Below are 14,070 nucleotides of genomic sequence, written 5' to 3' on the forward strand. Positions count from 1 at the left end.
GGACGGGGAGGGGGGTGGCCCCGTCTGCTCCCGGCGCGGCGCTGCCGCCTGGTCCGGCACGGTCGGTTCCGCCGACCGGGGCGACGAGTCGCCGCCCCGGTCAGGTCGGGTCGTCCTGCCGGTCATGCCAGTCCGAGCTGCTTGAGCAGGTCGGCGACGGACTTGTCCTGCTCGGTGAGGAAGGTGGCGAACGCGTCGCCGGTGACGAAGGCGTCGGTCCAGCCGCGCTTGGTCAGTTCGGCCTTCCACTCGTCCGAGTCGTGCATCTTGGTCAGCGCGTCGATCCAGACCTGCTTGTCGGCGTCGCTGATCCCCGGCGGCGCGACGATGCCCCGCCAGTTGGTGAAGACCAGGTCGATGCCGGACGACTTGAGCGTCGGCACGTCCTTGAGCGCCTCGACCGGCTCCACGCTGGTCACCGCGAGGACTCGGATCTGACCGGCCTCGACCTGGTCGAGGAACTCGCCGAAGCCGCTGGCCCCGAAGGCCACCTTGCCGCCGAGCAGGGCCGGCAGCAGTTCGCCGCCGCCGTCGTACGAGACGAAGTTGACCTGGCGGGGGTCGATGCCGACGGTCTTCGCGAGCTGCATGGGCAGCAGGTGGTCGGGGCCGCCGGCCGAGGAGCCGCCACCGACGGCGATCTTCTTCGGATCCGCCTTCCAGGCCGCGACCAGGTCGGCGATCGTCCGGTACGGGGAGTCCTTCGGCACCACGATGGCGCCGGCCTCCTCGATCAGCTTCGCCAGCGGAGTGGTCTGGGTGAGCGTGGCCGACGACTTGGAGGTGTACGAGGCCCCGACGACGCCCAGCCCCATCTGCATGGCGAGCTTGCCGTTGCCCTTCTCGTTGACCGTCCGTTGCAGGCCCACGGTGCCCCCCGCGCCGGGCAGGTTGAACACCTGCACGCCGGTGGCGATCTTGGCGTCCTCCATCACCTTGGCCGCGGTGCGGGCGGTGGTGTCGTAGCCGCCGCCCGGGGTGTTCGGCACCATGATCCGCAGTCCGGAGACCGGCTTGCCGTTCCCACCGCCGGACGCGCCCTCGTTCTTGTCGGCGGTGGCCCCGCACCCGGCCAGGGCCAGCGCCGTGGCGGCAGCGGCACCGATGGCCAGCAGTTTTATCCGAGTTGCCATCTTGTTTCTCTTCCGTTTCGAAGGAGTCCGGCGGCAAGATGATGGCCCCCGGGCGGACGCCACGTCTGCCTTCTGTCACCAGCGGAAATTGAGGTCTTTGTGGTCACGGTCACGCCCCGCCGCACCCTGGCCGGGCAGTTGCTCGTACTCCAGCTCGCGATCGTGGTCGTCGTGCTGGTGGCGGTGGCCGCCGTGTCGCTGGCGCAGTCCGCGGCCACCTTCAATCGGGTGGAGGGCCGGCGGGTGGCCGCCCTCGGCGAGCAGCTCGCCGGCCACCCCGTGCTGCGCGACCAGCTCAGCCAGCCGGCTCCGGCGGAGCGGGTCGCCCCGCTGGTGCAGAGCACCCTCGACCAGTCCGGGGTGACCTCGGTGACGGTGGCGGACGCCCGGGGCCGGGTGGTCGCCTCCACCGACCCGACGCTGGTGGGCAGCCCGCTGGTGCTCGGCGACCCGCGGGTGGCGCAGGGCCGTGCCTGGTCCGGCGAGTTGGAGCTCGGCGGCTCACGGGAGCTGGTGGCCCAGGTACCGGTGCTCGGGGCCGACGTGAAAAAGAAGAACGTGGGCCACCACCTGGGCGTGGTGACCGTCGGCGAGGCGGCCCCGACCTGGTCGGAACGGCTGGTCGGCGCGTCCTCGTACCTGCTCACCTACCTGGGTATCGCCAGCGTGCTGGGGGTGGTCGGCTCCTGGCTGCTGGCCCGGCGGATCAAGCGGCAGACGCTCGGGCTGGAGCCGCGCGAGATCGCCGGCCTGGCCGAGCACCGGGAGGCGCTGCTGCACGGCATCGCCGAGGGGGTGATCGCGCTCGACCCCCAACTGCGGGTCACCCTGGTGAACGCGGTCGGCCGGCGGCTGCTCGACCTGCCCGAGGACTGCCTCGGGCGCAGCCTCGCCGACCTGCGCATCGGCGGCCGGCTGCGCGACGTGCTGGCCGGCAGCGACCCGGACGCCCGGGACGAGGTGGTGGTCCGGCGCGGCCGGGTGCTGGTGATGAACCGGATGACGGTCAGCAAGGACGGCCGGCGGCTCGGCTCGGTGACCACCCTGCGGGACCGCACCGAGCTGGCCCGGCTGGAGCAGGAGATCGGCTCGTTCCGCAGCACCACGGAGCTGCTGCGCGCGCAGACCCACGAGTTCGCCAACCAGCTCCACACCATCTCCGGGCTGATCCAGATCGGCGAGTACGACGAGGTGGTCCGGTACGTCGACGCGCTGAGCCGGCACCGGGCCTCGCTCGACCTGACAGTGACCAGCCGGATCCACGACACGGCGGTGGCCGCGCTGCTGATGGCCAAGTCGGCGACGGCCGCCGAGCGTCGGGTGGAGCTGCGGATCTCCGAGCGGACCGGCCTGGACCGGTTGGCACCGGCGATCGCCGCGGACGTGGCCACGGTGCTGGGCAACCTGGTGGACAACGCCGTCGAGGCGGTCGCCGGGGGCGAGCCGTTGGGCCGGGGCGAGCCGGTGGACGGCGAGCCACCCGCCTGGGTTGAGGTGGAGCTGCGTCGGGACGCCTCCTCGGTGGAGATCGTGGTCCGGGACTCCGGGCCCGGGGTCGCCCCCGAGCTGGCCCAGGAGGTCTTCACCCACGGCTTCACCACGAAGGCCGCCCAGGGCGGTGAGCGGGGCATCGGCCTGGCGCTCACCCGTCTGGTCTGTCACCGTCGGGGCGGCGAGGTGGCGGTGGCGAACACCGAGGAGGGGGCGATGTTCACGGCCCGGATGTCGGTGACCGGCGCGACGGAGGTGGCCCGGTGATCGACGTGTTGGTCGTCGACGACGACTTCATGGTGGCCCGGATCCACCGCGGCTTCGTGGAACGGGTCGCCGGCTTCCGGGTGGTGGGCACGGCCAGCACCGGCGAGGAGGCGGTGGCCGCGGTCGGCGAACTCCGCCCCGACCTGGTGCTGCTCGACCTCTACCTGCCGGACATGTTCGGGCTGGACGTGGTGACCCGGCTGCGGGCCGCCCGGCACGACTGCGACGTGCTGGTGATCAGCGCGGCCCGGGAGGCCGAGGCGGTACGCCGGGCGGTCCGCTACGGCGCGGTCAACTACCTGCTCAAGCCGTTCGGCTTCGACGAGCTGCGGACCCGGCTGGAGCAGTACGCGGCCCGGCGCAACGCGCCGCGCGCGACGGTCGTGGCCGACCAGGCCGACGTCGACCGGGTGTTGTCGCGCAGCGGCACCCAGTTCGCCACCTCGGCGCTGCCCCGGGGCCTCAGCCCGGAGACCGCCGAGTTGGTGGAGCGGGCGCTGCGGGAGCGGTCCGGCACCCTCTCGGCGGCCGAGTGCGCCGGGGCGGTCGGTATCTCCCGGGTCAGCGCCCGCCGCTACCTGGAGCACTTCGCGGAGACCGGTCGGGCGGAGGTGACCCTGCGGTACGGCTCGGCCGGCCGTCCGGAGCGCCGCTACGGCTGGGTGGGCTGAGGGGCCTACGGCTCGAACTTGTAGCCCAGCCCTCGAACGGTGACGATGTACCGGGGTGCGGACGGCTCCGGCTCGATCTTGGAGCGCAGCCGCTTGACGTGCACGTCCAGGGTCTTGGTGTCGCCGACGTAGTCGGCGCCCCACACCCGGTCGATGAGCTGGCCCCGGGTGAGCACCCGGCCGGCGTTGCGCAGCAGCAGCTCCAGCAGCTCGAACTCCTTGAGCGGGAGCTGGACGGGCGCACCGTCGACGGTCACCACGTGCCGTTCGATGTCCATCCGGACCGGGCCGGCGGCCAGCGTCGGCGTACCCGTCTCGGCGACCTCGGTGCTCTGCCGCCGCAGCACGGCACGGATCCGGGCGACCAGTTCCCGGGGCGAGTACGGCTTGGTGACGTAGTCGTCGGCCCCGATCTCCAGGCCGACCACCTTGTCGATCTCGCTGTCCCGGGCGGTGACCATGATGATCGGCACGTGCGAGCGCTGCCGCAGCTGCCGGCAGACCTCGGTGCCGGACATCTCGGGGAGCATCAGGTCGAGCAGGACGATGTCCGCGCCGGTCCGGTCGAACTCGGTCAGGGCGGAGGGGCCGGTCGCGGCGACGGATACCTCGAAGCCCTCCTTGCGAAGCATGTACGACAGGGCGTCGGAGAACGACTCCTCGTCCTCGACCACCAGAACGCGGCTCAACGGGGTGCTTCCTTTCCTTGGTCAGACCTGGCGAAGCTCGGCCGGGCCGGCCTCGATCCCATTCGACGGCAGTAGCGTCTGCAGGTCGTCCGGAGGTCTCGCGGGTAGCCGCAGGGTGAACGTCGACCCTCCGCCGAGGGTGCTCGACACCTCCACCCGGCCGCTGTGGTTGCTGGCGATGTGCTTGACGATGGCCAGGCCGAGGCCGGTGCCCCCGGTGGCCCGGGAGCGGGCCTGGTCGGCCCGGTAGAACCGTTCGAAGATCCGGTCGACGTCGGTCGGGGCGATGCCGATGCCCTGGTCGGCGACGGCGATCTGGACGTGTTCGTCGTCACTACGGACGGTGACCCGCACGGTGGTGCCGTCCCCGGAGTAGTTGACCGCGTTCTCCACCAGGTTCGCCACCGCGGTGGCGAGCTGGGTGTCGCTGCCGTAGACGGTGAGCCCCTTCTCGCCCTCGATGACCACCTGGATGTCCCGGGCGAAGGCGGCGGTCCGGGTCCGGTCGAGCACCTCGGCGAGCACCCAGTCCACGGCGACCGGCTCGGGCGGGGGCTGCGGCTCGGCACCCTGGAGCCGGGTCAGTTCCAGCAGCTCCTGCACCAGCCGGCCGAGTCGGGTGGACTCGTGCTGGATCCGCTCGGCGAAGCGGCGGGCGGCGACGAGATCCTCGGAAAGGTCGGGGGCGCCGGCCGATGCCGGTTCGGTGGCGTCCAGCAGCGCCTCGGCGAGCAGTTGCAGCGCGCCGATGGGGGTCTTCAGTTCGTGGCTGACGTTGGCGACGAAGTCGCGGCGTACCCGGGCGAGCCGGTGCGACTCGGTGACGTCGGCGGCCTCGACGGAGATGTAGCCGGCGCCGAGCCCCATCGCCCGCAGGTGTACGCCGAGCGGGTTGTCCCCGGCGTTGTCGCGGCCGCGTGGCAGGTCCAGCTCGATCTCGCGCCGCACGCCGGTGCGGCGCACCTGCCCGGCGAGGGTACGGATCAGCGGGTGGGCGGCGATGGAACCGGGCGTGACGCCGGTACGCAGCAGCCCCATGGCCCGGGCGGCGGGGTTGACCACGACGGGCACGTCGTCCGGGTCGAGCACCACCACCCCGGCGCGGAGTGAGTCGATCGTCTTGCGGCCGAGCCCGGGCAGCCCGCCCTGCTGGTCGTCGGGAATCGCGGGCCTCCCCCTGCTCCACCGGGAGCCGATGCTCCCGGGCGACGCCGCTCGGCGCCGCCACGATCCCCGGTGCCGGGCCAGCGCGAGCCCGGCGACCAGCCCGGTCGCCAATGCCACAGCCACCACGGCGGCCACCGCCCATTCCACCTGGCGATCGTAGAGTCATTGTTAACCTAGAGAACGCCCAGATCAGGACGAAATACTCTCACTTCCGCAGAAGTTCACTCTTGAGTCCCGCGTCGTTCACCAGAATTCACCTCGGATCCGTCCCCCCGGCCTACCGTGGGCCGCGCACCGCTGACGACACCCGCCGGACCTCCGGCGGCCCCCCAACCCCAGGAAGTGACGATGCGCGACGAGTTCCGGGCCGACCTGCAGATTGTCAGCCAACTGCTGGTGGACATGGCCGAGGGGGTGCGCGCCGCCATGCACCGGGCGACCCGCGGCCTGCTGAAGGCCGACCGCGAGGCGTCGGAGGCCGTGATCGCGCGGGACGCCGAGATCGACGACCTCTACCGGCAGGTCGAGGAGCGGGTCTGTGACCTGCTGGCCCGGCAGGCGCCGGTCGCCTCCGACCTACGCGCCATGATCACCGCGCTGCACGTCGCCGCCGATCTGGAGCGGATGGGTGACCTCGCCGACCACGTCGCGAAGACGGCGCTGCGCCGGCACCCGTCGCCGGCGGTGCCGGCCGAGCTGCGGCCGGTCTTCACCGACATGGCCGCCATCGCCGACCGGATGGCCGAGAAGATCGGCAAGGTGCTGGCCAGCCCCGACGCCGACCTCGCCGCCGAACTGGACCGCGACGACGACGCCATGGACGACCTGCACAAGAGCCTCTTCGGCGTCCTGCTCGGCGAGGACTGGCCGTACGGGGTGGAGACGGCGATCGACGCGACCCTGCTCGGCCGCTTCTACGAGCGCTTCGCCGACCACGCGGTCAACGCCGGCGAGCACGTGGTGTACCTGATCACCGGAGAGGCGGCATCCGCGCCCAACTGATCCCGGCACGACGCAGGCCCCCGGAGATCCGGGGGCCTGCGTCGGGGAGCGTCAGCGGCCCTGGTTGGCGACCGCCGCGGCGGCCTGCTTGGCGGCCTCCGGGTCGAGGTACGTCCCGCCGAGGACCTGCGGACGCAGATCCGGCGAGAGGTCGTAGCGCAGCGGGATGCCGGTGGGGATGTTCAGCTTGGCGATGGCCTCGTCGCTGATCTGGTCCAGGTGCTTGACCAGGGCACGCAGCGAGTTGCCGTGCGCGGCGACCAGCACGGTACGGCCGGCCAGGATGTCCGGCACGATCGAGTCGTACCAGTACGGCAGCATCCGCTCCACGACGTCCTTGAGACACTCCGTGCGCGGCATCAGCTCGGTGGGTAGCAGCGCGTAGCGCGGGTCGCCCGCCTGCGAGAACTCGTCGTCGTCGGCGATCGGCGGCGGCGGCGTGTCGTACGAGCGGCGCCAGAGCATGAACTGCTCCTCGCCGTACTCGTCCAGGGTCTGCTTCTTGTTCTTGCCCTGCAGGGCGCCGTAGTGCCGCTCGTTGAGCCGCCACGACCGGCGCACCGCGATCCAGTGCCGGTCGGCGGCGCTCAGCGCCAGCTCGGCGGTACGGATCGCGCGTCGCAGCACGCTCGTGTGCACCACGTCCGGCAGCAGGCCGTGCTCGCGCAGCAGCTCACCGCCGCGGCGCGCCTCCGCCTCTCCCTTGGCGGTCAGGTCGACGTCGACCCAGCCGGTGAAGAGGTTCTTCGCGTTCCAGTCGCTCTCGCCGTGCCGCAGCAGGACCAGCGTCCCGACGGTGGGCCCTTCGCTCGCAGTCATGCTGGTCATCCTGCCGCACCGCACCGACGGACACGCGGGCGGTGGTGGTGACGACCACCACGTGGAAATACCGATGACCGGCGAAACCGCCCGGCACTAAGTTGTAAGGCGCTTCGACTGGATTGGTCATTACGTGAGCGGGGGCGCGGACGTGCGGACGGTACGGAACTGGTTCCGGGACACCACAGGCGGGCTGCCAAGGCCCTTCTGGTACCTCTGGACCGGCACGCTGGTCAACCGGCTCGGCTCGTTCGTCCTGGTCTTCCTCGCCATCTACCTGACCCGGGAGCGGGGCTTCTCGGACGCCCAGGCCGGTCTGGTGCTGGGCCTGTGGGGCGTCGGCGGCGCGGTCGGCACGACCGTGGGCGGTACCCTCGCCGACCGCTGGGGCCGCCGGCCCACGCTGCTCACCGCGCACCTCGGCGCGGCCACCATGATGCTCGCGCTCGGCCTGGCTCGTCCGCTCTGGGCCGTCGGGGTGGGCGCCCTGCTGCTCGGCATGTTCGCCGAGGCGGCCCGACCGGCTTTCGGCGCGATGATGGTCGACGTGGTGCCGGAGGCCGATCGGCTGCGGGCGTTCTCCCTGAACTACTGGGCGATCAACCTGGGCTTCGCCTGCGCCGCGGTGCTCGCCGGTTTCGCCGCCCAGGCCGGCTACCTGCTGCTCTTCGTGGTGGACGCGGCGACCACACTGGTCACCGCATTGATCATTTTTACCCGGGTCAGGGAGACCCGCCGGACCACCACCCCGGCCGTCGTCAGGGGTGCCTCCGCTCCCGCCGGGACCTGGCGGACCGTCCTCACCGACCGGGTCTTCCTGGGTTTCGTGGTGCTCAACCTGTTCGGTGCGCTGGTCTTCCTCCAGCACATCTCGATGCTGCCGATCACGATGGGCGAGTCCGGCCTGAGCCCGGCCACCTTCGGCTCGGTGATCGCGCTCAACGGCGTCCTGATCGTGGTCGGGCAGCTCTTCGTGCCCCGGCTGATCCGGGGGCGGAACCGGTCGCACGTGCTCGCCCTGGCCGCGGTGGTGATGGGTGTCGGCTTCGGGCTGACCACGTTCGCCGAGGCCGCCTGGTTCTACGGGCTCACGGTGCTGATCTGGACCGTCGGCGAGATGCTCAACTCGCCCTCCAACGCCACCCTGATCGCCGAACTCTCCCCCGACGAGCTGCGCGGCCGGTACCAGGGCATGTTCTCGCTCTCCTGGCAGGTCGCCGGAGCGGCGGCACCGGTGGTCGGCGGTCTGGTCCGGGAGCATGCGGGCAACGCGGCGCTCTGGCTGGGCTGCGCGGTGATCGGCGCACTGATGGGGGTCGCCCACCTGGTCTCCGGGCCGGCCCGGGAGCGGCGTGCCGCCCAGTTGCACCCGCCGGCGCAGCCGGTGGTCCCGGTCACCGCCATCCAGCCGCCGGCCCCTGCGGCGACCGAGGCCACGGTCACCGTGCCGGTCCCGGCCCCCTGAGGTACGCCACGGGCACCCCCCGTAGCCGACTCGCCCAAGGACCGACAATCTCCGCCGCGGTCGACTCCATGCGCCCGATGATCGACTTTCGCAGGATGGCGCAACCGCAGTACGGGCACGGGAACCGGAGACAGCCGCGGCGTGAGCACCAACGGCGAAGCGCCCACCGCGAACCGTGGTCGCGGTGGGCGCTTCGTACCGCCTGCCCGGCGGCGGCGGGCGACACTCACCCCCGTAAGCGTCGCCCGCTCGCGCCGCCGGTTCCCGGGTGGCACCGTCCCCCAACGGTGTGCTCCACCCGACTGGCGTCTCGCTCGGTGCACGGATCTGATCGATCCACCGCTCCCCCGAACGGTTCCGAACGTGACGCGGTGCAATAAAGTTAGTTCGCCCGGATTCTGGTTTCAACTCGGATCACTGTCTCGCCGGTCACAGCACCAGCTGTCCCGATCCAGTGGGGTTCATCCGGCGTAGCAGGTATGGTCGATCTGGCGGGTTTGTTCCGGGCTACGACGTGGTCAACAGGGTGTTCCCCCCGACCATTCCCCTAAACCTCAGCCGTCCTCCCGATCAGGTGACTCGGTGCGGAAGAAGTTGCTCTGCCGCCCGTCGCGCAGCTCCTCCTGGTAAATCAGGTTCAGCTTCCGCTCGTCGAACGTCCGGAACCAGTCGTCCCAGGTGATGACCTGCACCCGGCTGCTCTCCCGGTAGCCCGGGATCTCGAAGGTGAGCACCCCCGGCCGGCCGTTCCGCTCGGTGCCGGCGATGGTGGCCGGGCGGGCCCCCCGGGCTCGCGCCCAGTTCTGGATCACCTCGTGGTTCGTGGTGACCAGGCTGCGGCCGGGACGCTCGGGGCGGTCGGTCGGTGCGGTGATCAGCTGCGACGACCGTACCGACCGGGAGGTGCCAGCGCCGGTCCGCGCCTTCGCGGATGTCCCCTTCCCGGGCGTCGCCCTCGTCGCCGGCGCCGGCGCGGCCTTCGCCCGGGAAGCCGGCGCGGCCTTCGCCCGGGAAGCCGGCGCGGCCTTCGCCCGCGCGGACCTCGCGGGAGCCGCCTTCGCCCGGGAAGCGGCGGGGCCCTCGGCCCGCGCCGTCGTCGCCTTGCCGGCGATCGGGCTGCCCGTGCGCGCCGGGGCGCCCTTACGGGCAGCCGGGGCCGCCTTGCGGGCCGGGGCCGGCGCGGCCTTCGCCCGCCCCGACGCGGCGGCCCTGCCGGCGGTGCTCTTCCCTGCCGGCGCCCGTCCCGCCGGGCCGGTGGCGCGACGGGCGGCGCCACCAGAACTCCCCTCCGCCCGCAGCGTCCGCGCCAGCGTCTTCACCAACTCCGGCTTGCGCAGCGCGGAGATCCCCGCGACACCGCGACGCCGCAACTGGCCCCGGATGTCGTCCACCCGCATCCGGGAGATCTCCGACTCGGAGATCCCCGGGGTGTTCGGGGTCTGGTTGCCCTGCCTGGTCCTGGTCGCAGTTCCGCCGCGACCTGAGCTGTTCCGCTGAGCCATGGCACGCTCCTCGACAGTCCGTCCTCGGCCTGCGGCGGGTCCCTGTCTGCCGCACCGCAGCGGTGCGGCATACCCGTCAGGACCGGTCCGAACCTCCCGGGGACGGGGCGAACAGGTGCGCGAAGGCGTCGAGGTTGGCCGTCGACTCGCCCCGCTTGACCCGCCACTCCCACTCCCGGCGGATCGCGCTGCCGAAGCCGATCTCCAGCATGGTGTCGAAGGACTCGTCGGCGTACGTGAGCACCGCGCCGAGCAGCCGGTCCAGCTCGTCCGCGTCGACGCCGGCCGGATTGACCCGCCCGGTCAGGTACACGTCGCCCGCCGCGTCGATGGAGAACGACACGCCGTACATCCGGGCGTTGCGCTGCAACAGCCAGGCCCACAGCTCCTCGCGCCGCTCGTCGGGCTGGCGCATCACGAACGCCTCGATCCGCAACGCGTGCTCGCCGACGATCAGGTTGCAGATCGTCTTGAGCTTGTGGGCACCCGGCAGGGTGACGGCGTACGAGTTCTCGCCGGTCGACTCCCAGTCCAGCTCCCGTTCAGCGCAGACGGACTCGATCAGGACAGCCAGGTCGCTCTTCGCGCTCATCGCACCCACTCTACGGTCGACCGGACAGGCACACCGGACGGCGACCGACAGCACAGATCACCACGAGCAGGACATGGCCGCGTTTCCGGCCAGCCGGGCCGCCAGCCGGCTACGGTGCTCGGCAATCGCCTCCCCGTACACGGCGAGCAGCCCCGACACCGTCCGCTGCCAGGAGAAGTTGCGGGCGTGCCCGACCGCCCCGGCGCCCAGGGTGACCCGACGTGGCCCGTCGGGCAGCAGGCGGCCGAGGGCACCGGCCCAGTCGACGGGGTCGTGCCCGTCCACCAGCATCCCGCTGACCCCGTCCCGGACCGCGGTGACCAGGCCACCCACGGCGGCGGCCACCACCGGCGTGCCGCACGCCTGCGCTTCCAGGGCGACCAGCCCGAACGACTCGTTGTACGAGGGCACCGCGACCAGATCCGCCGCCCGATACAGGGCGGGCAGGTCCTCGCCGGTCTGCGGCGGCAGGAACCGCACCCGGTCGGCGACGCCGAGCGAGGCGGCCAGCTCGATCAGCGCGGTGGGTCGTTCCAGACCGCTGCCGCTCGGACCGCCGCAGATCACCACGGTCAGCTCGTCGGCCAGGGCGGGATCCCGCTCGCGCAGTGCGGCGACGGCCCGGATCAGCACGTCGGGAGCCTTGAGCGGCTGGATCCGGCCGACGAACGCCACCACGTACCCCGCGGTGGGCAGCCCCAGCCGACGGCGGGCGGCGTGCGTGGCGACCCGCCGGTTCCCGGCGGCCGGACAGAACCGGTCCAGGTCGACGCCGGGCTCCACCACCGCGACCCGGCCCGGGTCGGCTTCGTACCGGCCGATCAGGTCACCCGCCTCGACCCGGGTGTTGGCGACCAGCCGGTCGGCCTCGGCGACCACCTGCTCCTCGCCGATCACCCGGGCCTTCGGCTCGGGACGGTCACCGGCGGCGAGCTGGGCATTCTTGACCTTGGCCAGGGTGTGCGCGGTGTGCACCAGCGGCACTCCCCAGCGCTCCTTGGCCAGCCAGCCGACCTGGCCGGAGAGCCAGTAGTGCGAGTGGATCAGGTCGTAGTGGCCCGGCGGACGGGCCGCCTCGGCGCGCAGTACCCCGGCGGTGAAGGCGCAGAGCTGGCCGGGCAGCTCCTCCTTGGTCAGCCCTTCGAGCGGGCCGGCGGTGACGTGCCGGACGTGTACGCCGGGCGCCATCTCGACCACCGGGGGCAGGTCGCCGGAGGTGGCCCGGGTGAAGATCTCCACCTCGACGTCCGCCTGGGCGAGCCGCCGGGCGACCTCCAGGATGTAGACGTTCATTCCCCCGGCGTCGCCGGTGCCCGGCTGGTGCAGCGGCGAGGTGTGCACCGACACGGTGGCGATCCGGCGGGGGCGGGGCCACGGCAGGGCACCTCGCTGACGACCGACACCGGTGTGCAACTTCGCCACGTCCGCTCCCTCTGCCACGGTTGATGCCGTCCCGCACGACCGGCGCTCCTCGGTCAACCGCCACGCCGGATGCCATCTTCCCGATCCCGGTCCGGAAACACGGCGGGGCCGTCCACCGGCGTGACCGACCTCATCCACCGGCCCGCCCACCGCCCCGACCGGCGGGGCGGAGAATGGCGGTATGACCCCTGTCGCGATCGTCACCGGGGCGTCCAGCGGGATCGGCGCGGCCACCGCCCGCCGGCTGGCCGCCGAGGGTTTTCACGTGCTGGCCGCCGCGCGGCGTACCGACCGGTTGGCCGACCTGGTCGCCACGATCGAGGGCGCCGGAGGCAGCGCCACCGCCGTCGGGTGCGACGTCACCGCGGACGCGTCCGTCGCCGGGTTGGCCGCCGCCGCGCAGGCCGCGCCCGGCCCGGTCACCCTGCTGGTGAACAACGCCGGCGGCGCACGCGGGCTCGACCCGGTGGAGGCCGGTTCGGTCGCCGACTGGCAGTGGATGTACGACGTCAACGTGCTCGGCACGCTGCGGGTCACCCAGGCCCTGCTGCCCGCGCTGGAGGCGTCCGGCCGCGGCACCATCGTGATCGTCTCCTCCACCGCCGGCCACGTCGTCTACGAGGGCGGCGGCGGCTACAGCGCGGCCAAGCACGCGCAGACCGCCGTCGCCGGAACGCTCCGGCTGGAGCTGTGCGGGCGGCCGGTCCGGGTCGTCGAGATCGACCCCGGCATGGTGAAGACCGAGGAGTTCGGCCTGAACCGCTTCGACGGGGACGCGGATCGGGCCGCCGCCACCTACGCCGGGGTGGCCGAACCGCTGGTCGCCGAGGACGTGGCCGACTGCATCGCCTGGTGCGCGACCCGCCCGCAGCACGTCAACGTGGACCGTCTCGTCGTCCGCCCGCTGGCCCAGGCCGCCCAACACAAGGTGCACCGGGCCGTGCAGCGCGAGGAGTGAGCCGACCTTGCGAGCCCCGCAGCGCGACCAAAGCCGGACCATGAAGCGCGAGGAGTGAGCCGATGGTGCGAGCCCCGCAGCGCGACCAAAGCCGGACCGGGTGAGCGCGGGCCAGTCGGCGGTCCGGCCGCTCGGGGTGGTCACCCGCGGGACGACCAACCCGAACCGGCTCCGGCGGGTGGACAACTGGATCGTCGCGTACTGCGGCGACCGGCTCCGGTCGGCCGCCGACCCGCTGGTGGTCGACCTGGGCTACGGCGCGACCCCTGTTACCGCCGTCGAGCTGCGGGCCCGGCTCGCCGCCCGGGCCCGTCCGGACGTGCGGGTGGTCGGGCTGGAGATCGACCCGGTACGCGTGGCCGCCGCCGCGCCCGCGGCGGAACCACCCTGGCTCACCTTCACCCGGGGCGGTTTCGAGCTGGCCGGGTTCCGTCCGGTGCTGGTCCGGGCGTTCAACGTGTTGCGCCAGTACGACGAGAGCGAGGTGGCCGACGCCTGGCGTACGGTGACCCGGCGGCTCGCCCCGGGCGGGGCGCTGGTCGAGGGGACCTGCGACGAGTTGGGCCGGATCGGCAGCTGGGTGCTGGTCGACGCCGGCGGGCCGCGCACCCTGACCCTGGCCGCCCGGCTGGCCGGCTTGGAGAGCCCGGCCCAGCTCGCCGAGCGGCTACCCAAGGCGCTGATCCACCGCAACGTCCCGGGCGAGCGGATCCACGACCTGATCCGCGCCCTGGACGACGCCTGGCGGGCAGCCGCCGGCTACGCTCCGTTCGGCCCCCGGCAGCGCTGGGTGCAGGCGGTGCAGGCGGTCCGCGACGCCGGCTGGCCGGTCCACGGCCGTCCCCGGCACTGGCGCCGAGGCGAGGTCACCCTCCCCTGGACCGCCGTGACT

General features: G+C 72.7%; 13 protein-coding genes. 6 read left to right on the forward strand and 7 right to left on the reverse strand.

Annotated features, from left to right (window positions below; genetic code table 11):
* Positions 1 to 122: 122 nt before the first annotated feature.
* Positions 123 to 1,133: a tripartite tricarboxylate transporter substrate binding protein gene (locus E1182_RS23520; RefSeq protein ID WP_132269026.1), complete on the reverse strand. Its 1,011-nt coding sequence runs from the start codon at positions 1,131 to 1,133 to the stop codon at positions 123 to 125.
* Between the two features lie 99 nt (positions 1,134 to 1,232).
* Here E1182_RS23520 and E1182_RS23525 point away from each other — a divergent pair, with 99 nt between their 5' ends.
* Both E1182_RS23525 and E1182_RS23530 read left to right on the forward strand, forming a co-directional pair.
* Positions 1,233 to 2,891, forward strand: coding sequence for an ATP-binding protein (locus E1182_RS23525; protein WP_132269028.1), 1,659 nt, complete (start codon positions 1,233 to 1,235; stop codon positions 2,889 to 2,891).
* Positions 2,888 to 3,562 carry a response regulator gene (locus E1182_RS23530; protein ID WP_132269030.1) on the forward strand — a complete coding sequence of 225 codons (675 nt, stop codon included), beginning with the start codon at positions 2,888 to 2,890 and terminating at the stop codon, positions 3,560 to 3,562. The genes E1182_RS23525 and E1182_RS23530 overlap by 4 nt, the downstream gene beginning before the upstream one ends.
* 5 nt (positions 3,563 to 3,567) lie before the next feature.
* On the opposite strand, the gene E1182_RS23535 is transcribed toward E1182_RS23530, so the two are convergent.
* Both E1182_RS23535 and E1182_RS23540 read right to left on the reverse strand, forming a co-directional pair.
* Positions 3,568 to 4,251, reverse strand: a complete 684-nt coding sequence (locus tag E1182_RS23535) for a response regulator transcription factor (protein WP_132269032.1) — start codon at positions 4,249 to 4,251, stop codon at positions 3,568 to 3,570.
* 21 nt (positions 4,252 to 4,272) lie between these two features.
* Entirely contained in the window at positions 4,273 to 5,565 is a 1,293-nt protein-coding gene (locus E1182_RS23540) for a cell wall metabolism sensor histidine kinase WalK (RefSeq protein ID WP_165942698.1), read from the reverse strand.
* Positions 5,566 to 5,766: 201 nt separating this feature from the next.
* Here E1182_RS23540 and phoU point away from each other — a divergent pair, with 201 nt between their 5' ends.
* Positions 5,767 to 6,420 (forward strand): phosphate signaling complex protein PhoU, encoded by a 654-nt coding sequence (phoU, locus tag E1182_RS23545; RefSeq protein ID WP_132269034.1) that lies wholly within the window; start codon positions 5,767 to 5,769, stop codon positions 6,418 to 6,420.
* Between the two features lie 51 nt (positions 6,421 to 6,471).
* Here phoU and E1182_RS23550 read toward each other — a convergent pair whose 3' ends face one another.
* A complete protein-coding gene (locus E1182_RS23550; RefSeq protein WP_132269036.1) occupies positions 6,472 to 7,239 on the reverse strand; it encodes a phosphoglyceromutase in 768 nt (255 codons plus the stop codon).
* A 151-nt stretch (positions 7,240 to 7,390) separates the two neighbouring features.
* Here E1182_RS23550 and E1182_RS23555 point away from each other — a divergent pair, with 151 nt between their 5' ends.
* Entirely contained in the window at positions 7,391 to 8,704 is a 1,314-nt protein-coding gene (locus E1182_RS23555; RefSeq protein ID WP_132269051.1) for an MFS transporter, read from the forward strand.
* 554 nt (positions 8,705 to 9,258) lie between these two features.
* Here E1182_RS23555 and E1182_RS23560 read toward each other — a convergent pair.
* From E1182_RS23560 to mshA, 3 genes are all read right to left on the reverse strand, one after another.
* Positions 9,259 to 10,206 carry a hypothetical protein gene (locus E1182_RS23560; RefSeq protein ID WP_132269039.1) on the reverse strand — a complete coding sequence of 316 codons (948 nt, stop codon included), beginning with the start codon at positions 10,204 to 10,206 and terminating at the stop codon, positions 9,259 to 9,261.
* Between the two features lie 76 nt (positions 10,207 to 10,282).
* Entirely contained in the window at positions 10,283 to 10,798 is a 516-nt protein-coding gene (locus E1182_RS23565; protein ID WP_132269041.1) for a YbjN domain-containing protein, read from the reverse strand.
* A 57-nt stretch (positions 10,799 to 10,855) separates the two neighbouring features.
* Complete coding sequence (mshA, locus tag E1182_RS23570) at positions 10,856 to 12,220, reverse strand: D-inositol-3-phosphate glycosyltransferase (protein ID WP_132269043.1); 1,365 nt, start codon at positions 12,218 to 12,220, stop codon at positions 10,856 to 10,858.
* Between the two features lie 181 nt (positions 12,221 to 12,401).
* Here mshA and E1182_RS23575 point away from each other — a divergent pair, with 181 nt between their 5' ends.
* Complete coding sequence (locus E1182_RS23575; RefSeq protein WP_132269045.1) at positions 12,402 to 13,178, forward strand: SDR family oxidoreductase; 777 nt, start codon at positions 12,402 to 12,404, stop codon at positions 13,176 to 13,178.
* A gap of 100 nt (positions 13,179 to 13,278) precedes the next feature.
* A partial coding sequence (locus tag E1182_RS23580; RefSeq protein WP_132269047.1) for a class I SAM-dependent methyltransferase occupies positions 13,279 to 14,070 on the forward strand: 792 nt, incomplete at its 3' end.

Source organism: Micromonospora sp. KC721, from assembly GCF_004348355.1.
In the GTDB taxonomy this organism is placed as follows: Bacteria; Actinomycetota; Actinomycetes; order Mycobacteriales; family Micromonosporaceae; genus Micromonospora.

Coding starts and splice junctions, on each gene's coding strand:
- E1182_RS23520 (WP_132269026.1), bottom strand. CDS start 1,133: ATGGCAACTCGGATAAAACTGCTGGCCATCGGTGCCGCTGCCGCCACG.
- phoU (WP_132269034.1), top strand. CDS start 5,767: ATGCGCGACGAGTTCCGGGCCGACCTGCAGATTGTCAGCCAACTGCTG.
- E1182_RS23550 (WP_132269036.1), bottom strand. CDS start 7,239: ATGACTGCGAGCGAAGGGCCCACCGTCGGGACGCTGGTCCTGCTGCGG.
- E1182_RS23560 (WP_132269039.1), bottom strand. CDS start 10,206: ATGGCTCAGCGGAACAGCTCAGGTCGCGGCGGAACTGCGACCAGGACC.
- E1182_RS23565 (WP_132269041.1), bottom strand. CDS start 10,798: ATGAGCGCGAAGAGCGACCTGGCTGTCCTGATCGAGTCCGTCTGCGCT.
- E1182_RS23575 (WP_132269045.1), top strand. CDS start 12,402: ATGACCCCTGTCGCGATCGTCACCGGGGCGTCCAGCGGGATCGGCGCG.